The sequence below is a fragment of the Streptomyces sp. NPDC056224 genome (genome assembly GCF_042267665.1).
Classification (GTDB): domain Bacteria; phylum Actinomycetota; class Actinomycetes; order Streptomycetales; family Streptomycetaceae; genus Streptomyces.
The window spans coordinates 804,021-823,087 of the sequence record NZ_JBHJTK010000001.1 but is presented as its reverse complement, the minus strand read 5'-3'; the positions used below and the strand labels follow the sequence as shown (position 1 = coordinate 823,087).

General features: G+C 70.7%; 15 protein-coding genes. 7 read left to right on the top strand and 8 right to left on the bottom strand.

Annotation, left to right across the window (positions count from 1 at the left end; all coding sequences use genetic code 11):
- Positions 1 to 43: 43 nt before the first annotated feature.
- Positions 44 to 1,096 carry a LacI family DNA-binding transcriptional regulator gene (locus ACFCZ1_RS03720; protein ID WP_376676682.1) on the bottom strand — a complete coding sequence of 351 codons (1,053 nt, stop codon included), beginning with the start codon at positions 1,094 to 1,096 and terminating at the stop codon, positions 44 to 46.
- 338 nt (positions 1,097 to 1,434) lie between these two features.
- Between ACFCZ1_RS03720 and ACFCZ1_RS03715 the strand changes: the two genes are divergently transcribed.
- From ACFCZ1_RS03715 to ACFCZ1_RS03700, 4 genes are all read left to right on the top strand, one after another.
- Entirely contained in the window at positions 1,435 to 2,319 is an 885-nt protein-coding gene (locus ACFCZ1_RS03715; protein WP_376676681.1) for a carbohydrate ABC transporter permease, read from the top strand.
- Positions 2,316 to 3,281, top strand: a complete 966-nt coding sequence (locus tag ACFCZ1_RS03710; protein ID WP_376676680.1) for a carbohydrate ABC transporter permease — start codon at positions 2,316 to 2,318, stop codon at positions 3,279 to 3,281. Before ACFCZ1_RS03715 ends, ACFCZ1_RS03710 begins: the two co-directional genes overlap by 4 nt.
- A 41-nt stretch (positions 3,282 to 3,322) precedes the next feature.
- Complete coding sequence (locus ACFCZ1_RS03705; RefSeq protein WP_376676679.1) at positions 3,323 to 4,672, top strand: extracellular solute-binding protein; 1,350 nt, start codon at positions 3,323 to 3,325, stop codon at positions 4,670 to 4,672.
- Positions 4,673 to 4,761: 89 nt separating this feature from the next.
- Entirely contained in the window at positions 4,762 to 6,306 is a 1,545-nt protein-coding gene (locus tag ACFCZ1_RS03700; RefSeq protein WP_376676678.1) for a glycoside hydrolase family 31 protein, read from the top strand.
- Between the two features lie 70 nt (positions 6,307 to 6,376).
- Here the strand turns inward: ACFCZ1_RS03700 and ACFCZ1_RS03695 are convergent, their stop codons facing one another.
- The 5 genes from ACFCZ1_RS03695 to ACFCZ1_RS03675 are packed head-to-tail and all read right to left on the bottom strand — an operon-like array spanning position 6,377 to position 12,267.
- Complete coding sequence (locus ACFCZ1_RS03695) at positions 6,377 to 7,390, bottom strand: LacI family DNA-binding transcriptional regulator (protein WP_376676677.1); 1,014 nt, start codon at positions 7,388 to 7,390, stop codon at positions 6,377 to 6,379.
- A complete protein-coding gene (locus tag ACFCZ1_RS03690; protein ID WP_376676676.1) occupies positions 7,387 to 9,171 on the bottom strand; it encodes a glycoside hydrolase family 36 protein in 1,785 nt (594 codons plus the stop codon). The genes ACFCZ1_RS03695 and ACFCZ1_RS03690 overlap by 4 nt, the downstream gene beginning before the upstream one ends.
- Before the next feature lie 2 nt (positions 9,172 to 9,173).
- Positions 9,174 to 10,004: a carbohydrate ABC transporter permease gene (locus ACFCZ1_RS03685; protein WP_376676675.1), complete on the bottom strand. Its 831-nt coding sequence runs from the start codon at positions 10,002 to 10,004 to the stop codon at positions 9,174 to 9,176.
- On the bottom strand, positions 10,001 to 10,924 hold the full coding sequence (locus tag ACFCZ1_RS03680; RefSeq protein WP_376676674.1) for a carbohydrate ABC transporter permease: 924 nt from the start codon (positions 10,922 to 10,924) through the stop codon (positions 10,001 to 10,003). The genes ACFCZ1_RS03685 and ACFCZ1_RS03680 overlap by 4 nt, the downstream gene beginning before the upstream one ends.
- A complete protein-coding gene (locus tag ACFCZ1_RS03675; RefSeq protein WP_376676673.1) occupies positions 10,921 to 12,267 on the bottom strand; it encodes an ABC transporter substrate-binding protein in 1,347 nt (448 codons plus the stop codon). The genes ACFCZ1_RS03680 and ACFCZ1_RS03675 overlap by 4 nt, the downstream gene beginning before the upstream one ends.
- A gap of 214 nt (positions 12,268 to 12,481) precedes the next feature.
- Between ACFCZ1_RS03675 and ACFCZ1_RS03670 the strand changes: the two genes are divergently transcribed.
- From ACFCZ1_RS03670 to ACFCZ1_RS03660, 3 genes are all read left to right on the top strand, one after another.
- Positions 12,482 to 14,503 carry a hypothetical protein gene (locus ACFCZ1_RS03670; protein WP_376676672.1) on the top strand — a complete coding sequence of 674 codons (2,022 nt, stop codon included), beginning with the start codon at positions 12,482 to 12,484 and terminating at the stop codon, positions 14,501 to 14,503.
- 150 nt (positions 14,504 to 14,653) lie between these two features.
- Positions 14,654 to 15,775 carry a CapA family protein gene (locus ACFCZ1_RS03665; protein ID WP_376676671.1) on the top strand — a complete coding sequence of 374 codons (1,122 nt, stop codon included), beginning with the start codon at positions 14,654 to 14,656 and terminating at the stop codon, positions 15,773 to 15,775.
- 387 nt (positions 15,776 to 16,162) lie between these two features.
- Positions 16,163 to 16,510, top strand: coding sequence for a hypothetical protein (locus ACFCZ1_RS03660; RefSeq protein WP_376676670.1), 348 nt, complete (start codon positions 16,163 to 16,165; stop codon positions 16,508 to 16,510).
- A gap of 271 nt (positions 16,511 to 16,781) precedes the next feature.
- On the opposite strand, the gene ACFCZ1_RS03655 is transcribed toward ACFCZ1_RS03660, so the two are convergent.
- Together ACFCZ1_RS03655 and ACFCZ1_RS03650 are read right to left on the bottom strand one after the other, a co-directional pair.
- On the bottom strand, positions 16,782 to 17,729 hold the full coding sequence (locus ACFCZ1_RS03655; protein ID WP_376676669.1) for a carbohydrate ABC transporter permease: 948 nt from the start codon (positions 17,727 to 17,729) through the stop codon (positions 16,782 to 16,784).
- On the bottom strand, positions 17,726 to 19,057 hold the full coding sequence (locus ACFCZ1_RS03650; protein WP_376676668.1) for an ABC transporter permease subunit: 1,332 nt from the start codon (positions 19,055 to 19,057) through the stop codon (positions 17,726 to 17,728). Before ACFCZ1_RS03650 ends, ACFCZ1_RS03655 begins: the two co-directional genes overlap by 4 nt.
- Positions 19,058 to 19,067: the final 10 nt, after the last annotated feature.

The window sequence follows — 19,067 nt, the reverse complement described above, 5'->3', positions numbered from 1 at the left end:
ATGTCCGCGTGTGCGCTGCCGGGGGCGACGTTCGCCCGGCACCTCAGACCCGGGGCGGCGCCGCGCTGTCGCGCTCCACCAGGGTCGGCATGACCGACACGATGGACGAGTCCGTCGACGCGGCGCCCTCGATCTGGCCCAGGAGCCGGTCCACGCAGGCCGCGCCGACCCGGGAGAGGTCCTGGTCCACTGTGGTCAGCGGGGGGAGGAAGTAGGCGGATTCGGCGATGTTGTCGAACCCGATCACGCTCACGTCCTGCGGGACCGAGCGTCCTGCGTCGCGGAGCGCACGGACCATCCCGAGCGCCATCTGGTCGTTGGCGGCGAACACCGCGGTGGCCTCCGGTCGGCCGGCGAGTTCCCGGCCCGCCCGGTAGCCGCTCTCGGCGCTCCAGTCGCCGTGGACGGCCGGCGGGACCGGAGCGCCCGCCGTCAGGAGCGCGCGCTGCCATGCCTCGGCCCGGCGGCGTGCGGGGTGGGAGTCCTGCGGGCCGGCCAGGTGCCACACCGTGGTGTGGCCCAGTCCCAGCAGATGTGTCACGGCGATCTCCGCACCGGCCGCGTGGTCGGTGTGGACGCCGGGGTAGCGATGGTCGTCGCCGCCGTCGACCACCACGACCGGAAGACCCGAGGGGAGCACCAGTGAGCCGGTCAGGATCTGCGCCTCGTTCACGATGACCCCGTCGACCGCATGACCGCTCAGTCTCCGGAAGGCGTCCAGCACCGCTTCCTGGGTCGGTGCCTGCGGGACGACGACGTTGACCGAGTACTCGGTGGACTGGACGGCGGAGACGATCGACTCCAGCGTGCGTGCGTTTCCGTGCGCCGTGAGATCGAAGCTGATGACGCCGATCATCCGGAACTTGCCGGTGGCCAGCGCCCGGGCAGCGGTGTTGGGGCGGTACCCGAGCATGCGTACGGCTCGGACTACCTTGTCCCGGGTCGCGTCGTCGACGCGGGCGGTCGCGTTGACCACGCGGGAGACGGTCTGCGCCGAAACCCCTGCCATGGCCGCGACATCCGCCATCGACGGGGGCCTGGGGCGGTCCGCGGCCGGGGAGCGGGGCTTGCGTGGCCGCTGCCCATCCTTCGCCATGGTGCAGTTCCTCTCGCACGGTGGTGCCCAGGCACCTCTTGACCCTCATCATGTTTGCGCGAACATGCCGTGTTGGTCAACAGTCGGCCGAGCGCCTTCGAGTCGGGCCGGCAGTCCGCCCCCAGTCCTCCGACAGCGCGAATCCCCTTGAAAATCACGGCATCTGACGATGCACCAGAAGAGTTGGTCAAAACCCTTGACACTCTCTGAGAGCGATCGACACACTTCCGAACCGCGCCACCATGTTGGCGCTAACATGCATCGGAGGTCTTATCCGTGAGAGTCGTCCAAGCCCCGTTCGGCGATGGAGACACCGCCGACCGCCGCCGGGGACCGCGGTGAGACGCGGCGCTGTTCGGCGCAACCTCACCGCCCATGCGTTCCTCCTGCCGTTCCTCTGCGTCTTCGTCATCGGAGTCCTCGCCCCCCTGATGTACTCGGTCAACCTGAGCCTCTATCAGGAGCGCATGATCGGCGGGAGGGTCTTCACCGGGCTGGACAACTACACCAAGGCGTTCGAGGACAACCTGTTCCACGCCGGTCTCGGCCGCGTGGCACTCTTCTTCGCGATCCAGGTGCCGCTCATGCTCGGCCTCGCGACTGTTGCCGCCCTCGCGATCGACAGTGGGCGGTTGCGTGCGCCGGGACTGTTCCGGATCGGCATCTTCGTCCCCTACGCCGTTCCCGGTGTGGTCGCGGCACTGATGTGGGGCTACCTGTACGGCGACCGCTTCGGCCTCGCCGGCGAGATCGGCGACCTCCTGCACACCGAGGTGCCCGACCTGCTCTCCGAGAGCTGGATGCTCGCGTCGATCGGCAACATCGTCACGTGGTCCTACGTCGGCTACAACATGCTGATCTTCTACGCCGCGCTGCGGTCCGTCCCCCGGGAGCTGTACGAGGCGGCCGAGGTCGACGGCGCCGGAGCCCTGCGCAAGGCGATCAGCATCAAACTGCCCGCCCTGCGCCCCGCCCTGCTGATGGCCACGACGTTCTCGGTGATCGGCAGCTTCCAGCTCTTCAACGAGCCGAGCGTCCTGCAGTCCCTGGCGCCCGCCGCCGTCTCCACGAACTACACCCCCAACATGTACGCGTACAGCCTTGCCTTCGACGGACGGCAGTTCAACTACTCGGCCGCCGTAGCGGTGCTGCTCGGCCTGGTGACCGTGCTCGTCGCGTACGCGGTCCAGCGCACGACCGCCCGTAGGGAGCGCATGCTGTGACCACTGCCGCGCCCGCAACCGCCGACGGGTCCGCCGGGGCGTCGACCGCGGAGGCGTCCCGCCGCACCGCCTCCCGGCGCCGGGGCTCCCGGGGCCATGCCCGTCGGCGCCGCCCGGGCGGGTCCACGTCCTTGACCGTGGCGATGGGCCTGATGCTCGCGTACACGCTGATCCCCCTGCTCTGGCTCGCCGTCAGCGCGACGAAGTCCAACCAGACCCTCTTCGATTCGCCCGGCCTGTGGTTCGGGGACGGCTTCCACCTGCTGGAGAACATCCGGGACGTCTTCACCTACGACGACGGGATCTACCTGCGCTGGTTCGGCAACACACTGCTCTACTCGGTGGTCGGTGCGGGCGGGGCCTCGATCATCGCGACGATGGGCGGGTACGCCCTGGCCACGTACGACTTCGTGGGCCGGCGGGTGCTCTCGGCCGTGGTCATCGGGGCGATCTCGATCCCGGCGTCCGCACTCGCGGTCCCCACGTACCTGCTGTTCAGCGACATGGGCATCGTCAACACACCGTGGGCGGTCCTGCTGCCCTCCCTCGCCAGCCCTTTCGGGCTCTACCTGATGCGCGTGTACGCGACCGAGGCCGTTCCCGACGCGATGCTGGAGGCCGCGCGCATCGACGGCGCCGGCGAGCTGCGCATCTTCCTCACCATCTCGCTGCGCCTGCTGGCTCCCGGCTTCGTCACCGTGCTGCTGTTCACCCTCGTCGCCACCTGGAACAACTACTTCCTGCCGCTGATCGTGCTCAACGACCCGGAGCTGTTCCCCCTCACGGTCGGGCTGCGCCAGTGGGACTCCCTCGCGCAGGGCGGCGCCGGCGCCGGCGCCACACCGATCCTCCCTCTGGTGATCACCGGCAGCCTGCTGGCGATCGTCCCGCTGATCGTCGCGTTCCTCTTCCTCCAGCGGTTCTGGCAGTCAGGGCTGGCCGCCGGCGGCGTCAAGCAGTAGCAGTGCCCCCCTCTCACCGTCCGGAAGGCAAGGATTCGAAAATGAGCAGGTTCCCAGGGACGTCGGCTCTCGTCCGCTCCGTCACCGCCGCCACCGCCGCGGCCCTCGCCCTTTCCCTCGCCGCGTGCGGCGGCGGCTCCGGCACGTCCGACCGCGGTCAGCAGGGCGACCCCGCGGCCGTGCGGGCCGCGCTGGACAAGCCCGCCGAGATCACTTTCTGGACCTGGGTCCCGAACATCGACAAAACGGTCGCGCTGTTCGAGAAGAAGTACCCGAAGGTCAAGGTCCACCTCGTCAACGCGGGCCGGTCCAAGGACGAGTACACCAAGCTGACCACCGTCCTCAAGGCGGGCACGGGCGCCCCGGACGTCGCGCAGATCGAATACTTCGCACTCCCCCAGTTCGCGATGAGCAAGTCGCTGGTCAACCTCGCCGACTACGGTGCTGCCGGACTCGAGGAGAAGTTCGCCGAGTCGGCCTGGTCCCAGGTCCGCCTCGCGGACGGAATCTACGGCATACCCCAGGACTCCGGACCGATGGCGATGTTCTACCGCAAGGACGTCCTCGACCGGTTCGGCGCGACGCCGCCGACCACGTGGGAGGAGTACAGCGCGCTGGCCAAGAAGATCCGCGACGCCGATCCGAGCGTCCGGATCACGTACGTGGACCCCGGCGACGCGGGCACGTCCAACAGCCTGATCTGGGACTTCGGCGGCAAGCCGTACACCGTGGGCGGCGCCACCGACGTCACCGTCAACCTCAAGGACGACAGCGGCGCCAAGGCCTACGCCGACACCTGGGGCCCGCTGATCGAGAACAAGCTGGTCGACTCCACCGCGAGCTGGAACGAGGAGTGGTGGAAGTCGATGGCCTCCGGCAGGTACGCGACCTGGCTGGCCGGCGCCTGGGCGCCGGCCGTTCTGGAGCAGAACATCCCGCAGAGCAGGGGCCAGTGGTCGGTCGCGCCCATGCCGGGCGGGGTCAGCGCGGAGAACGGCGGCTCGTCGGTCGCGGTCACCACGCAGGCGAAGAACAAGGCGGCCTCGGTGGCCTTCGCCCAGTGGCTCAACTCCGACCCGGAGGCAGTCAGGTCGCTCAACTCCGAGGTGGGCCTGTTCCCCGCGACCAGGCTGCTGCTCGACGATCCCGGCTTCCGCAGCGCCGAGGTGCCGTTCTTCCCTGGCAGCAAGCCGAACGAGACCTTCGCCGACATGTCGAAGGCCGTGCGTCCCGGCTGGCAGTACCTGCCGTTCCAGGTCTACGCGAACAGCGTCTTCAAGGACTCCGTCGGCCAGGCCCTGCAGCCCGGCGGAAATCTGCCCGGTGCGCTGGCCACCTGGCAGGAACGGCTGAGGGCCTACGGCAAGGAACAGGGTTTCACCGTGAAGTAGCCCGAGGTCGCCCGTCCCGTTCAGCGGCGGGCCGCCGGGACCCGAGACCGTCCGGCCCGCCCGTCCACCACACCGGAGAGACCCCAGGTATGACGACGTTCGAACTCCCCCTCCTCGACGGGGAACACTGGTGGGGCGGAGCTGTCGCCGAAGGGCGGCACATGCCGTACCCCGACGGCTACACCTTCGACCTGCGTGACGTACTGGCCAACCAGGGCATGCCGCTCCTGCTCTCCGACCGCGGCCGCTGGGTGCACAGCGAGCGCACCTTCACCTTCACGATCCGCGACGGCCGGCTGACCGTCCACGCGCACGAACCGGGCGCGGTCGTCGAGCACGGCGAGGGGCACGGCGGTCTGCGCGAGGCTTACCGCCAGGCGATCACCCGCCACTACCCTCCGTCCGGAACGATGCCGGACCCCCTGCTCTTCGCCGCACCGCAGTACAACCTGTGGATCGAGACCGTCTTCGAACCGACCCAGGCGAAGGTACTGGCGTACGCGGAGCGCTTGCTCGCGGAGGGCTTCCCGCCCGGCGTGCTCATGATCGACGACCGGTGGAGCAACGACTACGGGGACTGGACCTTCCATCCCGGGCGCTTCCCCGATCCGGCGGGCATGGTCTCCCGGCTCCACCGGCTCGGCTTCAAGGTGATGCTGTGGCTCGTGCCCTACGTAACCCCGGACTCCCCCACCGCCCGGCAGCTGGGCGACCAGGGCCTGCTGATCCGCGACACCGGCACCGGCGCGGACGGGCGGGCCGGGGTCGCCGCATGGTGGAACGGGTGGAGCTCCGGCCTCGATCTGCTCAATCCCCGGGCGCGGGCGTGGCTCACCGGCCGCCTGGAAGCCCTGCGTGACGACATCGGCATCGACGGGTTCAAGTTCGACGGCGGCGACGCGCCCTGGTGGCGCTCGCTCGGGTGCGCGGACCCCGAGGCGTACACCCACGCGTGGAACCGCTTCGGTGCCGACTGGCCGCTCAACGAGTTCCGTGACGCGTGGCGCGCCGCGGGCCTGCCGCTCGCACAGCGCCAGCAGGACAAGTACCACCTGTGGGAGGGGCGCTTCGGGCTGGCCAGCCTGATCCCGAACGCCCTGGCCCAGGCGCTGACCGGACATGCGTTCACCTGTCCCGACATGATCGGGGGCGGTGAGTTCCGTTTCGTCCCGGGGGAGGACGGCGAGGGTTTCGACGAGGAGCTGTTCGTCCGCTACTCCCAGATCGCCGCGCTGTTCCCCATGATGCAGTTCTCGGCAGCGCCCTGGCGCGTGCTCTCCGCCGACGGCCTCGCCCTCGTCCGCGCGGCCGCCCGCCTGCACACCGAGCTGGCCCCGGAGATACTCGCTCTCGCCGCGCACGCCGCGGCCACGGGCGAACCGATCCAGCGGCCCCTCGAATGGTCCTTCCCCCACCAGGGCTATGCGACGGTCACCGACCAGTTCATGCTGGGCGACAGCCTGATGGTGGCTCCCGTGGTGACCAAGGGCTCGGCCGGGCGTGAGGTCCTCATCCCGCCGGGCACGTGGCTGGCCGACGACGGCCGGTCGTACGTCGGCCCGGCCACGGTGTGGATCGACGCGCCCCTGTCCCGGCTGCCGTATCTGCGGAACACGGCTGCGCCGAAGGAGTGAAGCCCTGCCGGGGCGTGCGGTGACCCCCGCCAGGCTCCGGGGTTCCGGGGTCCGGGGTCCGGGGTCCGGATCAGACTCCGGGGTCCGGATCCCCCGGAGCCGGTCCGGTGGTGGCACGGATCACCAGCTCGGGATCGAAAAGCAGTTCCCCGACGGGTACGTCCCGGTTGCTGACCAGTGCCAGTACGCTGCGGCCCACCTCCAGCGCCAGTCTGTCGGCGGGCTGGCGCACCGTGGTCAGGGGCGGGTCCGTGAACTCGGTGATGGCGGAACCGTCGTAACCCACCACCGACACGTCGCCGGGCACGGAGCGCCCCTGGCGCCGGACGCCCCGGATCGCGCCGAGTGCCATGTAGTCGCTGGCCGCCACGATCGCTGTGGCACCCAGCGTCAGCAGCGGGCCGACGGCGGCCTGGCCGCCCTCCACCGTGTAGGACTGCCGTACCACCCAGCGCTCCGGCTCCTCGATGCCCCGCTTGGCCATGGCCTCCAGGAAGCCCCGGACGCGGCGGTCGGCGGGCTGGTTGCCCGCAGGGCCCGAGGCCATCCCGATCCTCCGGTGGCCCAGCCGGTGGAGGTGGTCGACGGCGAGTTCGGCGGCGAGCGCGTCGTCCGTGGAGAAGACCGGGGTGGGAACCCCGTCCGCGAACTCGCCGTTGATCCCGACATAGGGGACCCGGCGCTGGCGCAGCAGCTCGTACGTCTCGGTGTCGGCGCCCTCGACGGTGTTGGAGGCGGACAGGAAGACGACGGCCGCGATGCCCTTGTCGACGAGCGCGGAGATGAAGTCCCGTTCCTGCACTCCGCCCGGGAAGGCGGGGCACAGGACCGTCTTCAGCCCGTGCGGGGCCAGTGCCGACTCGATGCGCTCGGCCACGTCCGCGAAGAACGGGTTGGAGACGAACTCAGTGATCACTGCCACCAGTTGGCCCTGCGTCTGACGCTCGTAGCCGAGCTCCGCCATGGCCTGTTCGACCGCGTCCCGGGTCTTCTTCGACACGCCCTGGCGTCGGTTGATCACCCGGCTGACGGTCGCCTCGCTGACCCGGGCGCGAGCTGCGACCTCGGTGATCCCGACCTTCATCGCGGTCCTTCCGTGATCGTGAGCGATGCCAGACCGCCGCGCGGCACGGCCAGCGAGCGTGCTCCCTCCGGCAGATACGCCGGCGGACCGTCCATGATACGGCCGTCCGGCCCGTGGACCACGCCCTGGATCCGGGCCCCCCCGCCCCGCACCTCGACCATCACCCGGTCCCGGTCGGAGCCGTTGACCAGGTGGAAGTGCCGGTGTGCGGCGAAGTCCAGCGGAACGACCCGGTCGCCGTGCACGCTCAGCAGACAGTGGTCGCCGGCGCTCGCCCGCACCAGCGGGTACAGCTCGTCGGGCCGGCCCGGTTCGACCTCCCCGTCCAGCAGCAGCTCGCGGTGGAGCCGCCACTGGCGCAGCCAGAAGCCGACCGCCTCCCGGTGCGCCGCCGGCACCCGGTCCAGCCGTACGGAGATCTGCGGGACCGCGTGCAGGGCCCCGATCAGCTGCCGGGCCACCGCGGTCACGGGCGCGTCCGGTGACCACAGGAGCATGTCGGAGTGGACGGCGCCGCCGACGGCGAGCAGTGAGGTGTCGAGGGTGCGGACCCGGTTCGCGGTCGCGTCCGCCGGGCAGTCGAAGGAGCGCAGCATGTTGCCGAAGGGAGCCATGCCGGGTCCCGTGTAGGGCTGGCGCAGTTCCAGCAGCAGGCCCGGGCGTACGGCTTCCAGCGCCGCGCGCAGTTCCGCCAGCAGGGCCACCATGGCCTGTCCGACGTCACCCGCGCCGTCGTCCGCGTACACCATGGCCTGGTCGAGGAAGTCGAGCTTCAGCCCGTCGAGTCCGTACGCCCGGACCAGCCGGACGCAGAGCCCCACGACGTGGGCGCGTACTTCGGGGCGCCGCGGGTCGAGCACGTGCGCGCCGGGCACGGTGGCGGCGGCGGGCGCGCAGGGCGCCCACCGGTCGTGGCAGGCGGCCTCGGAGCCGAGCAGCAGGGGCGCCACCCAGGCCAGGTAGCGCAGCCCGCGGGCCCGGACCCGGGCCACGTGTCCGGCGAAGTCCGGGAACTTGGCCCGGTCGGGCATCCAGTCCCCGCAGCCCGCGTAACCGCGCCCGTGGCCCAGTTCCTGCCAGCCGTCGTCCAGGATCAGCGCGCCGCAGCCGAGGCCCGCGGCCAGTTCGGCCTGGGTTTCGACGGCCGCCGCGCTGACGTCCTGGTTGAAGGCGTACCAGGTGGAGTAGACCGGGGTGCGGGCCGCGTCGGGCACCGGCATGGGGGCGAGCGCGGTGGCGAACCAGGCGCGCAGGGCCCGCGCGGCGACGGCCACGGACGGTGAGCGGGGGACGAGCAGGAGCCGGTGGGGCTCCGGTGAGGCGGGCAGGCGGAGGTGGACGACGTGGGTGTCGTTCTCCTCGGACACGCCGAAGCGCAGGGTCGCCTCGGGGACCGGGTCGGCGGCGGCGAAGGTGAGGATCGTGGTGCCGGTGTGGTCGTACAGGCATCCGGCGGCGTGTCCGTCGACGAGCGAGACCCGGGAGCGGCCCTCCCAGTCCGCGAGGAGCGTGCGCCGCCAGCCGCCCTGGGGATGCCAGTATCCGGCGGCGTCGCCCAGGGGCACGGAGAAGCGGATCTCGACGGGGGCGCCGTCGGCCCGCACCTCCAGCACGTGCAGTCCGGCGGTGAGTTCACCCAGCGACCAGGCGGGGCGGATGCCCGGGGTGGGGGACAGGACGGCGATCGAGACGCCGTCGAGCAGGGGCTCGTGGCGGGCGGGCGCCAGCCCCGCGGTGGTCACGGCCTCGGTGCCGTCCGCCGGGGCGGTGGTGGTCTGCACAGTCACTCCTTCACGGCGCCGGCGAGCAGGCCGGACACGAACTGGCGCTGGAGCGCCAGGAATACGAGGGCCATCGGGATCGCGGCGGCCGCGGTTCCCGCGAGGATCGCGCCGTAGTCGGTCTGGTCGAGGCCCTGGAGGGAGGCCAGGGCCACCGGGATGGTGTACGAAGCGCTGTCGCGCAGGACGATCAGCGGCCAGATGAAGTCGTTCCACTGGTAGAGGAAGAGGAAGATCGACAGGGCGGCCAGCGCGGGCTTCATCGGCGGGAGCACGACCTTCCAGAACAGTCGCAGTTCCCCGCAGCCGTCGATGCGTCCCGAGTCGAGGAGTTCGTCGGGGAGCGCGGCCATCGACTGGCGCATCAGGAAGATGCCGAAGGGCAGGGCCAGGTTGGGCATGATCACGGCCTGGTACGTGTTCAGCCAGCGCAGCTCGGCCATCATCTGGAAGAGCGGTACGAGGGTGACCTGGGCGGGGATGACGAGCCCCAGCATGAGCAGCCCGAACAGCGCCTCGCGGCCTCGGAAGCGGTACTTGGCGAAGCCGTACCCGGCCAGGGCGCAGACGACCCCGGCGCACAGGGTGTAGACGACCGCGATGAAAAGGGAGTTGAGGACCACCCGGCCGAACCGGGCGGTTTCCTGGAGCGTCTGGAGGTTGGCCGCGAGGTGTCCGCCGGGCAGCAGCGGCGGCGGGCTGTCGAAGATCTCCGTGGAGCTGTGGGTGGCGGCGACCACGAGCCAGTAGAAGGGGAGCACGAAGGCGGCGAGCGCGATCGCGAGTCCGGAGGTCAGCAGGATGCTCCTGCCGCGGTGGCGGGCGGCGGTCATGGCTTCTCCCCCAGGAGGCGGAACTGGATCACGCCGAGGATGCCGATGAGGACGGCCAGGGCGTAGGCGATCGCGGAGGCGTACCCGAAGTCGAAGTATTTGAAGGCGTTCTGGTACAGGTACAGGCCGATGGTCAGGGTGGCGTTGTCCGGGCCGCCGCCGGTCAGTACGTACGGCTCGTCGAAGATCTGCAGGGTGCCGATGGTGGAGAGCACCGTGGTGAGCAGGAGCGCGGGGCGCAGACCCGGCAGGGTGACGTGGCGGAAGGAGGTCCAGGCGCCGGCCCCGTCCACTGCCGCGGCGTCGTACAGCTCGGCGGGCACGGACTGCAGGCGGGCGAGCAGGATCACCGCGTTGTAGCCGGTGTAGTGCCAGGTCAGTGCGAGACCGAGGGAGACCTTCGCCCACAGGGGGTCGGTCAGCCACGGCACGGGGTCCGCGCCGAGGTGGTCCAGCAGCCAGTTGATCAGCCCGTAGTCCTTGCTCAGCAGGACGGAGAACAGGATGCCGTAGGCGACCAGGCCGGTGACCATCGGCAGGAAGAAGCCGAGCCGGAAGACCGCACGGCGGCGCAGCAGGGTGGAGTTCAGGGCCACGGCGAGCCCGGTGGCGAGGGCCAGCATGAGGGGCACCTGGACGACGAGGATCACCGAGGTGTTCTTCAGGGCTGTCCAGAACAGCGGATCGCCCATCAGCCGGGTGTAGTTCTCTGCGCCGACGAACCGCTCGGTCCCGCCGACGGTCTTGTGGAGGCTGATCACGAAGGACCGGACGATGGGATAGACCTTGAAGGCCGCGAACAGCAGCAGCGCGGGCAGCACGAACAGGTACGGGGCGACGCGGCGGCGCGGCCGTGGCCTCGGGGCCGCCCCCCGGGAGGGGGCGGCCAAGGCCGTGCGGCCGGTGAGCGTCGTGGTCATCGGGAGACCTTGCGTCCGGTCTGCCGGGCGAGCTGGTCGGCGGCCTCCCCCAGCACCTTCGCCGGGTCCGCGCCTCCCAGGAGCACCTTGGACTGGGCGTCGGTGACCAGCTTGAGGGCGCGGGCGTAGTCGGCGGTGTAGTTGAAGGCGGACGAGGGGGCCTTGAGGGCTTCAAGAAAGACCTCCCCCTTCTTCTGACCGCTGAAGAACGGCGAGGGCTCGTGGAAGACCGCGTCGTCGTACGCCTCCATGAGGGCGGGGGCGATGCCCTTGCCCTTGTAGATCTGCACCTGGGAGGAGGGGCGGGTGAGGACGAACTCGATGAAGGACCAGGCGGCGGCCTGGTGCTTGCTGCTGCCCGCGACGGCGAGGTGGGTGGAGTTGACCATGGCCGCGGTGGAGCCGCCCCGGCGTACGGCCGGGGGAAGCCGAACCTTCCACTTCCCCGCTTCCCCGGGCACCTGCTCCTCGACGACGCCGCCGAACCAGGTGGGCATGGGCAGGACGGCCGCGGTCCCTTGCTTCAGGGAGGTCATCAGGGTGTTCCAGCCGCCGGAGAGGTCACTGACCAGGTCGGCGTCGTTCATCGTCTTGATGAGCGTCATGGCCTTCACGGCCTCCGGGGAGCCGAGGGTGATGTCCCCGGCGAGGTTGAAGTAGAAGGTGCCCTGCAACTGCAGGAGCATCTGGAAGAAGTTGGCGGCGTCGGCCTGCGAGGCGGGCTTGTCGATGCCCAGCAGGTGGGCGCCGGTCTTCTGCTTGATCTCCTTGCCGGCCTCGATGACTTCCTCCCAGGTCTGGAGGGCGCCGGCGTCGACCCCGGCCTTCTCGAAGATGTCGGCGCGGTAGTAGAAGCCCGCCGAGTTCGCCTCCCAGGGAAGGGCGTTGACGCGTTTGCCGTCGGGGGACACGGTCTGCCACAGGCCCTGGGCGAAGGCGTCCCGGTAGGCGTTCGCACCCAGCGGGCCGAGGTCGGCAAGGCCGCCGGGGAACTTCTCCACGTAGCCCGGCAGGTAGTCGACGCCGATGTGCAGGACGTCGGCGAGGCCCTGGCCCCCGGCCGCCAGACCGGTGGTGATCTTGTCCCAGATCGCCGGGTTGCCGATGTCCTCGACCGTCACCTCTATTTCCGGGTACTTCTTGTTGAACTCCGGGAGGAGGGCCTTCATCTCGGCGGCCGGCCCCTGCCAGGACCAGACCGAGATCCTGCCCTTGTGCTTCTCGCCGGTGGTTCCGCCCTGGCCCGTGTCGCCGGTCCCGGAGCAGGCGGTCAGGCCGGTGAGCCCGGCTCCCGCAGCGATCGCTCCGCCGATCTTCAGCACTCTTCGACGTTCCAGTTCCATTGCTGAACACTCCTGCTCGCACCGTTGGAAGCCCGACTGGCCGGGACTGTAACAACGTCAACTCTCGACTTGCAAGAGTCAGATGAAAACTTTCAGTCCTATCCTGCAAGCGATTCTGGTGAGAGCCGTTGCAAACCTTCAGGGCCGGTTGCTAGCGTGCCGCGCGCCCAGCTCACCTCAGACCGGTCGCCCCACCACACCCCGGGAGAACCCGATGACGCGTTCCCGTGTGTCACTGCTGTCCGCTCTCGCCCTGCTCGTCCCGCTCACCCCACTCGCCCCGCTCGCCGTCGCCGGCCCCGCCACGGCGGCGCCCGCGGGCACCGCCACCGGGCAGGCCGCACCCCACGCGCCCGCCACGCCCGCCGCGCCCGCCCCGCTCACCGTCGTCAACCCCGGCTTCGAACAGGGCAGTACGGGATGGCAGTTCACCTCCGGCACCGGGGTCGCCACGAACTACCCGCACGGCGGGGGGCGGCTCGCGTATCTGGACGCCGGGTCCGGCATGAAGGTGTCCCAGACCGTGACGGCCACGGGCCCGGGCGCCTACGACATATCCGCCTGGATCGCGACGGGCGGGCCGAACGGCCGGTACGTCGCCCGCGTCAACGGCGTGGTCGCCGCGGCGCAGACCCTGCCCGGCAGCTCCAACTACCGGCGCTACACGCTCAGCCGGATCTCCCTCACCCCCGGCGACAGACTGGAGATCGCCTTCGAGTCGGGGGACTCCTGGGTCAACGCCGACGACGTGATGCTCTCCCCCGCCTCCCCTGCGGACCCCCGGATCAGCTCCTCCGACCCGAAGGTCGTCGAGATGTTCGACTGGTCCAAGCGGAAGGCCAACAGCTGGGTCCACCTGCCCGGGACCCAGGGCCCGCTCAACGTCGACGAGAACAACACCGGCGGCAGCGGCACCGGCATCTACGCCGCCTCCTACTGGGCCGGCTACGCCAACCGCAGCGGCTACTACTCGCGCGACATGGCCCACCAGCTGGCCGGCGCCGGGGTCCTCGGCCTGCATGCGGAAAACAAGGCGATGCTCCGCTCCTTCGCCGCGTCCGCCACTCCCGCGCACAAGTACTACCCGGCGTGGGCGTTCAACTTCGACGCGAAGACCTACCTGTCGATCGACTACAAGAGCCCCACGAACTTCGTCCGCGAGGTGCCCGCCACGTTCGAGCTGGTACAGAAGTCCGAGGAGGCGTACCGCTGGAGCGGGGACCGCTCGTACGTCGACGACCCGGCCCTGTGGGACTTCTACCGGCACGCCACCGACGAGTTCGTCACCCTGCACGACGGACTCAAGGACAACGGCGCGGTCAAGGTGGCCGAGGGCACCGGCAAGGGCATCTTCCAAGGCACGGCCAGCTACAACGAGCAGAGCAGCGAGCCGCTCGCCGAGGCCGGCGACGCGATCGGCTCCCAGTACCAGGCGTACCTGGCGATGGCCTCGCTCGCCCGGGCCAAGGGGGACTGCACACTCGCGGACCGGTACGAGACCAAGGCGCGGGACCTGAAGGCGTACTTCAACTCGGCCTGGAGCGGAACCGGTTCGGGCGCGGACATGGTGCGCGGCTACACCACGGACGGCCGCGCACTGACCGGCTGGGGCAAGGAGAACAGCTGGTTCATGCCGATGAAGCAGATCGTCGAACCCGGTGCCCGCCGTGAGGCCTACCTGGACTACATCGACCAGCAGGCCTCGGGCTCGGGCCGTCCCTCCAACGTCGAAGCCCTCACCTACCTGCCGGACACGTTCTTCCGGAACAACCGCAACGACACCGCCTGGAAGTGGATGAAGGACGTCTACGACCGCAAGGACGTCCAGCACGTGAACACCAGGCAGGGCACCAACGGGGACTACCCGGAGGTCTCCTTCACCCTGCTCGGCCAGACCGTCGAGGGCCTGATGGGAGTCACCCCCAACGCGCCGGCGCGCACCCTGAGCACCCAGTCCCGGCTGCCGTCGGGCATGGACTGGCTGCGGATCGACGACCTGCGGGTCGGCGGCTCGGCCTTCTCCCTGCGCCACGACGGGGCGACGAAGTCCTCGCTCACGCACGGCTCGGGCAGCGCCCCGTACACCTGGGAGGCCCGGTTCCCCGGTACGTTCGCGACGGTCACGGTCGACGGGGTGTCCCAGCCGGCCCGCACCAAGGTGATCGACGGGGTGACGTACACCTACGTGACCCCGGTCGTGGCCCCGGGCCGCACGGTCACGGTGCAGGTCGGCTGAGGCCCGCCCGGGACGGGCCGGTCGCGGCGGGCGGCCGGCCCGCGCCCGGCGGTGCACGGACCCGAGGGCTGCCACGGGCCCGCGCCCGGCGGTGCACGGACCCGAGGGCTGCCCCTCGATCCCCGGCGGGTCGGCGCTTAGCCTGGAGAGATGGGTGGTGAACCCGTCACGCTGTTCCTCGCCGGGGACGTGATGCTCGGCCGGGGTGTCGACCAGATCCTGCCGCACCCCGGCGACCCGGCCCTGCCGGAGGCGTACGTCACCGATGCCCGCACGTACGTCGAGCTGGCGGAGGCGGTGAACGGCGCGATTCCGCGTCGGGCGCCCTTCTCCTGGCCGTGGGGAGAGGCGCTGGACCTCCTCGACGCGGCCGCGCCCGACGCCCGGATCCTCAACCTGGAGACATCCGTCACCCAGAGCGACGACGTCGCCCCCGGCAAGGCCGTCCACTACCGGATGCACCCCGCCAACCTGCCCTGTCTGGCCGCCGCCCGCCCCGACGCCTGCGCCCTCGCCAACAATCACGTCCTGGACTACGGCCGCCGCGGGCTGGCCGAGACCCTGGACTCCCTCGCCGCCGCAGGACTGCGGACGGCGGGGGCGGGCCGGGACCTGGCCGCGGCGCGGCGGCCCGTGGCCCTCTCCCTCTCCGGCGGCCGGCGCCTGCTGGTCTTCTCCCTGGGCATGGCGTCCAGCGGTATCCCCCACACATGGGCGGCCACCGCGGACCGGAGCGGGATCGACCTCTCCGACGAGGCCTCGGAGGCGGCCGCGGCCGAGGTGGCCGGCCGTGTCCGGCGGGCGAAAGGGGCCGGCGACCTCGTGGTCGTCTCGATCCACTGGGGTTCCAACTGGGGCTACGCCGTCCCCCGCGATCAGATCCGCTTCGCGCACGCACTCGTCGACGGTGGCGCGGACGTCGTCCACGGGCACTCCTCGCACCATCCGCGACCGTTCGAGGTGTACCGGGGACATCCGGTCCTCTACGGCTGCGGCGACCTGATCGACGACTACGAGGGCATCGGCGGCCACGACCGGTACCGGGACGATCTGCGGCTGCTGTACCTCCTCTCGCTGGAACCGGACACCGGGCGGCTCCATCACGCCCGCCTCGTCCCCCTTCAGGCCCACCGGATGCGCCTGCGGCGCGCCTCGCGTGAGGACACCGACTGGCTCCGCGAGGTTCTCGCCCGCACCGGCAGCCCGTTCGGCACCGGCATCACCCACGACCCGGAGGGCACCCTCACCGTCCGTCCGTCGCCGGGGTCCTGACGTCCTGACACCGCACAGGAGGGGACGGACGAGGAATTGGTCGCGGGTCGTCGCGCATGCATGATGGGGCCGCAGACTGGATCATCCGGTGATCGCAGGGCGTAGTGGAGTCACGTGATCGGGTGAACCGTTCCTGCTCTGCCCTCACCTACAGGTGGCCCGCTCAGCGCGCCGCCGTTTCATGCGCAAGGAATTTCCCTGATGACTGTCAACTCCTCGTCCGCCCAGCCAAGCGGGTCGTGGCCGGCCGGTCCGGCCACGGGCCAGACCCCTCCCGGCTTCGGTCCCCAGCCGCCCGCGGGATGGCCGGCGTCCGGTCCCGGCCCCGCGTACCCGGGGGCGGCGGCGATGACGTGCCGCCATTGCGGGGCGTTCCCGGCGGCCCCGGTGACCTTCCGTCTCCACCAGGGCGTGCTGGTGCTGATGCGGTTCCACAAGATGGAAGGCCCCTTCTGCCGCGGGTGCGGCACCTCGTTCTTCCGCGAGATGACCGCGCGGACGCTGTGGCAAGGATGGTGGTCGCCGCTGTCGCTGGTGCTGTTCACGCCGTTCACGCTCATAGCCAACCGGGTGGCACTGGGGAAGGTGAACCGGCTGCCCGAGCCGACCGGCGGCCACGTGCGACTGCAGACCGGGGCGCCGGTGCTGAAGCGCGCGACGAGCCTTGCCGTGCTGCTGCCCGTGGCCTGGCTGATCTGGGTGATCGCCAACATCATCAACGACGTCACTTCCTGAGCCGGTGTCCGCGGGCGGACGTCGGCCGGCGGACATCAGCCGACGTACGTCCGCGGCCTCCTGCGGTTCGACGAGGCTGTCCGGCCCCCCTCCGCATGAGCAGCAGGCCGTTCACGGCCCGCCGGAGCGACCCATCGCCTCTCCGTGAGCCGGCTCGGACACGACGTGCACGACGAGGCCCCGGGACGGATGTCCCGGGGCCTCGTACGGTCACCGTCCACCCACCCACCCACCGACGGCGGGCGCGGGGCGGAGCGGCTGTTTCACCGAGCTATTTCACCGAGCCCGCCATCACGCCCTGGACGAAGTGCCGCTGGAAGGCGAAGAAGACGATCAGCGGGACCACCAGGGACAGGAACGCCCCCGGCGCGAGGACGCCGATGTTGCTACCGAACTGCCGCATCTGGGACTGCAGCGCGACCGTGAGCGGCTGGGACCCGCTGTCCGCGAAGAGCAGCGCCACGAGCATGTCGTTCCAGACCCAGAGGAACTGGAAGATGGCCAGGCTCGCGATGGCCGGGCGGCCGAGCGGCAGGACGAGCCGGGAGAAGATCCGCCACTCGCTGCCGCCGTCCATCCGGGCGGCTTCCAGCATTTCGCAGGGTATCTCGGCGAAGTAGTTGCGCAGCAGGAAGATCGCGAACGGCAGCCCGTATGCGACGTGGAAGAGGACGACGCCCGCGATCGAGCCGAACAGTCCCACCGCACCGAAGAGTTTCGCCACGGGCAGCAGACCGATCTGCACGGGGACGACCAGCAGTCCGACGACCACCAGGAAGATGCCGTCCCGGCCGGGGAACTCCAGCCACGCGAAGGCGTATCCGGCGAGAGCCGCGATGCCGACCACCAGGACGGTGGTGGGCACCGAGATCAGGACGGTGTTCACGAAAGCCGCCGCGATGCCGGAGTCCTTCAGCAGGGCGCCGTAGTTGTCCAGGGACAGCTGGGACGGATCGGTGAGCGCGGTCCACCAGCCCTCGGAGGCGTTGTCCCGCTCGGAGCGCATCGACGACAGGAGGAGGCCCGCCAGCGGGGTGATCCATACGAGGGCGACCAGGATCAGCGCGCCCTGGACTGCGGAGTTGCTCAGCAGGCGCGACAGCCGGCTCCCGCGCCGCGACCCGGGGGCGGACGAGACGGGGCTGGGCCGGACGGTCACCGTCCGCCGCCTGGAAGCCCGCCCGGTCGGTCGACGCTCGATGGTGCTGTGGCCGCTCATGCTCCACTCCTTCGGAAGCGCCGGATGTTGAAGATCATCGCCGGGACGACGAGCAGGAGGAGCACCACGCTGAGCGCGCTGCCGAGTCCCTGGTCGTTACCGCCGCCGAAGGAGACCAGCCACATTCGGGTGGCCAGCACGTTCGCTTCTTCCAGGACCGGTCCGGGCGCGATGATGTACACGAGGTCGAAGACCTTCATCACGTTGATCACCAGCGTCACGAAGACGACGGTGAGCACCGGTGCGAGCAGCGGCACGGTGATCTTTCGGAAGATCTGGCCCTCGCTGGCGCCGTCCATCCGCGCGGCCTCCAGCGCGTCGCGCGGGATGGCCGCGAGGCCGGCGCCGATCAGGACCATCGCGAAGCCGGTCCACACCCACAGGTAGGCGCCGATGATGGCCGGCGTCACCAGTGCCGGACCGAGCCAGTTCACTCCCTGGTAGGGGGCGGCGAAGTTCGCCGCGGGCAGCCTGACGGTGTACTCGCCGTCGGCCAGCCCGGTGAAGCGGAACGACCCGTCGGCGGCGCTGGTGACGGTCGCGGCCACCCGGCCGTCCCGTACGGCCTCGACCGTCATGCCGGGCAGCCCCTTCTCCCCCGGGTCGACCTTGCCCGGCGTGCCGGCGCCGCCGGGGGCGAAGTCGAGGTAGACGACTCCCCCGATGCCGTCCGTGCCCGGCGCCGCGGCGGCCGCGGCCTTCGCCCCGACGGGCATCGCGTCGGGCGCCACCCCGACGAAGCCGAGGCTGACCGAGCGGCCGGGGCGTACGGTCTCCCCGGTGCTGTACGGGCCGCCCGCCCGGCCCGTCAGGCCTTGGTCCTCCCGGGCGCGGGCGGTCGGGTAGGCGGCGGCGTCGTTGAAGGTGTCGTGGACGCCGGCGACGGCTGCGTTGAGCACGCCCCGGTCCGGGTCCTGTTCGTAGGCGAGCCGGAAGATGATGCCCGCGGCGAGGAACGACACGGCCATCGGCAGGAAGAGCACCAGCTTGAACGCGGTCGCCCAGCGCACCTTCTCGGTGAGCACCGCGAGCATCAGCCCGAGTCCGGTCAGCAGGGTCGGGGTGACGACGACCCAGATGGTGCTGTTGCGGATCGCCTTGAGGGTGGCCGGGTCGTGGATGATCGCCGCGTAGTTCCCGGCTCCGACGAAGCGGTCGCCGCTCGCGTCGAAGAAGCTGCGGCCGAGGGAGAAGAGGACGGGGTAGACGACCAGCGCGCCGAGCAGCAGCAGGGACGGCAGGACGAAGACCACCGCGAGACGGCGCTTCCTTCGCTGGGCCCGGCGCCGCGTGTCGGCCGCGGCGCGGGTGGTCAGGGTGTCAGCCATGGGAGCCGCC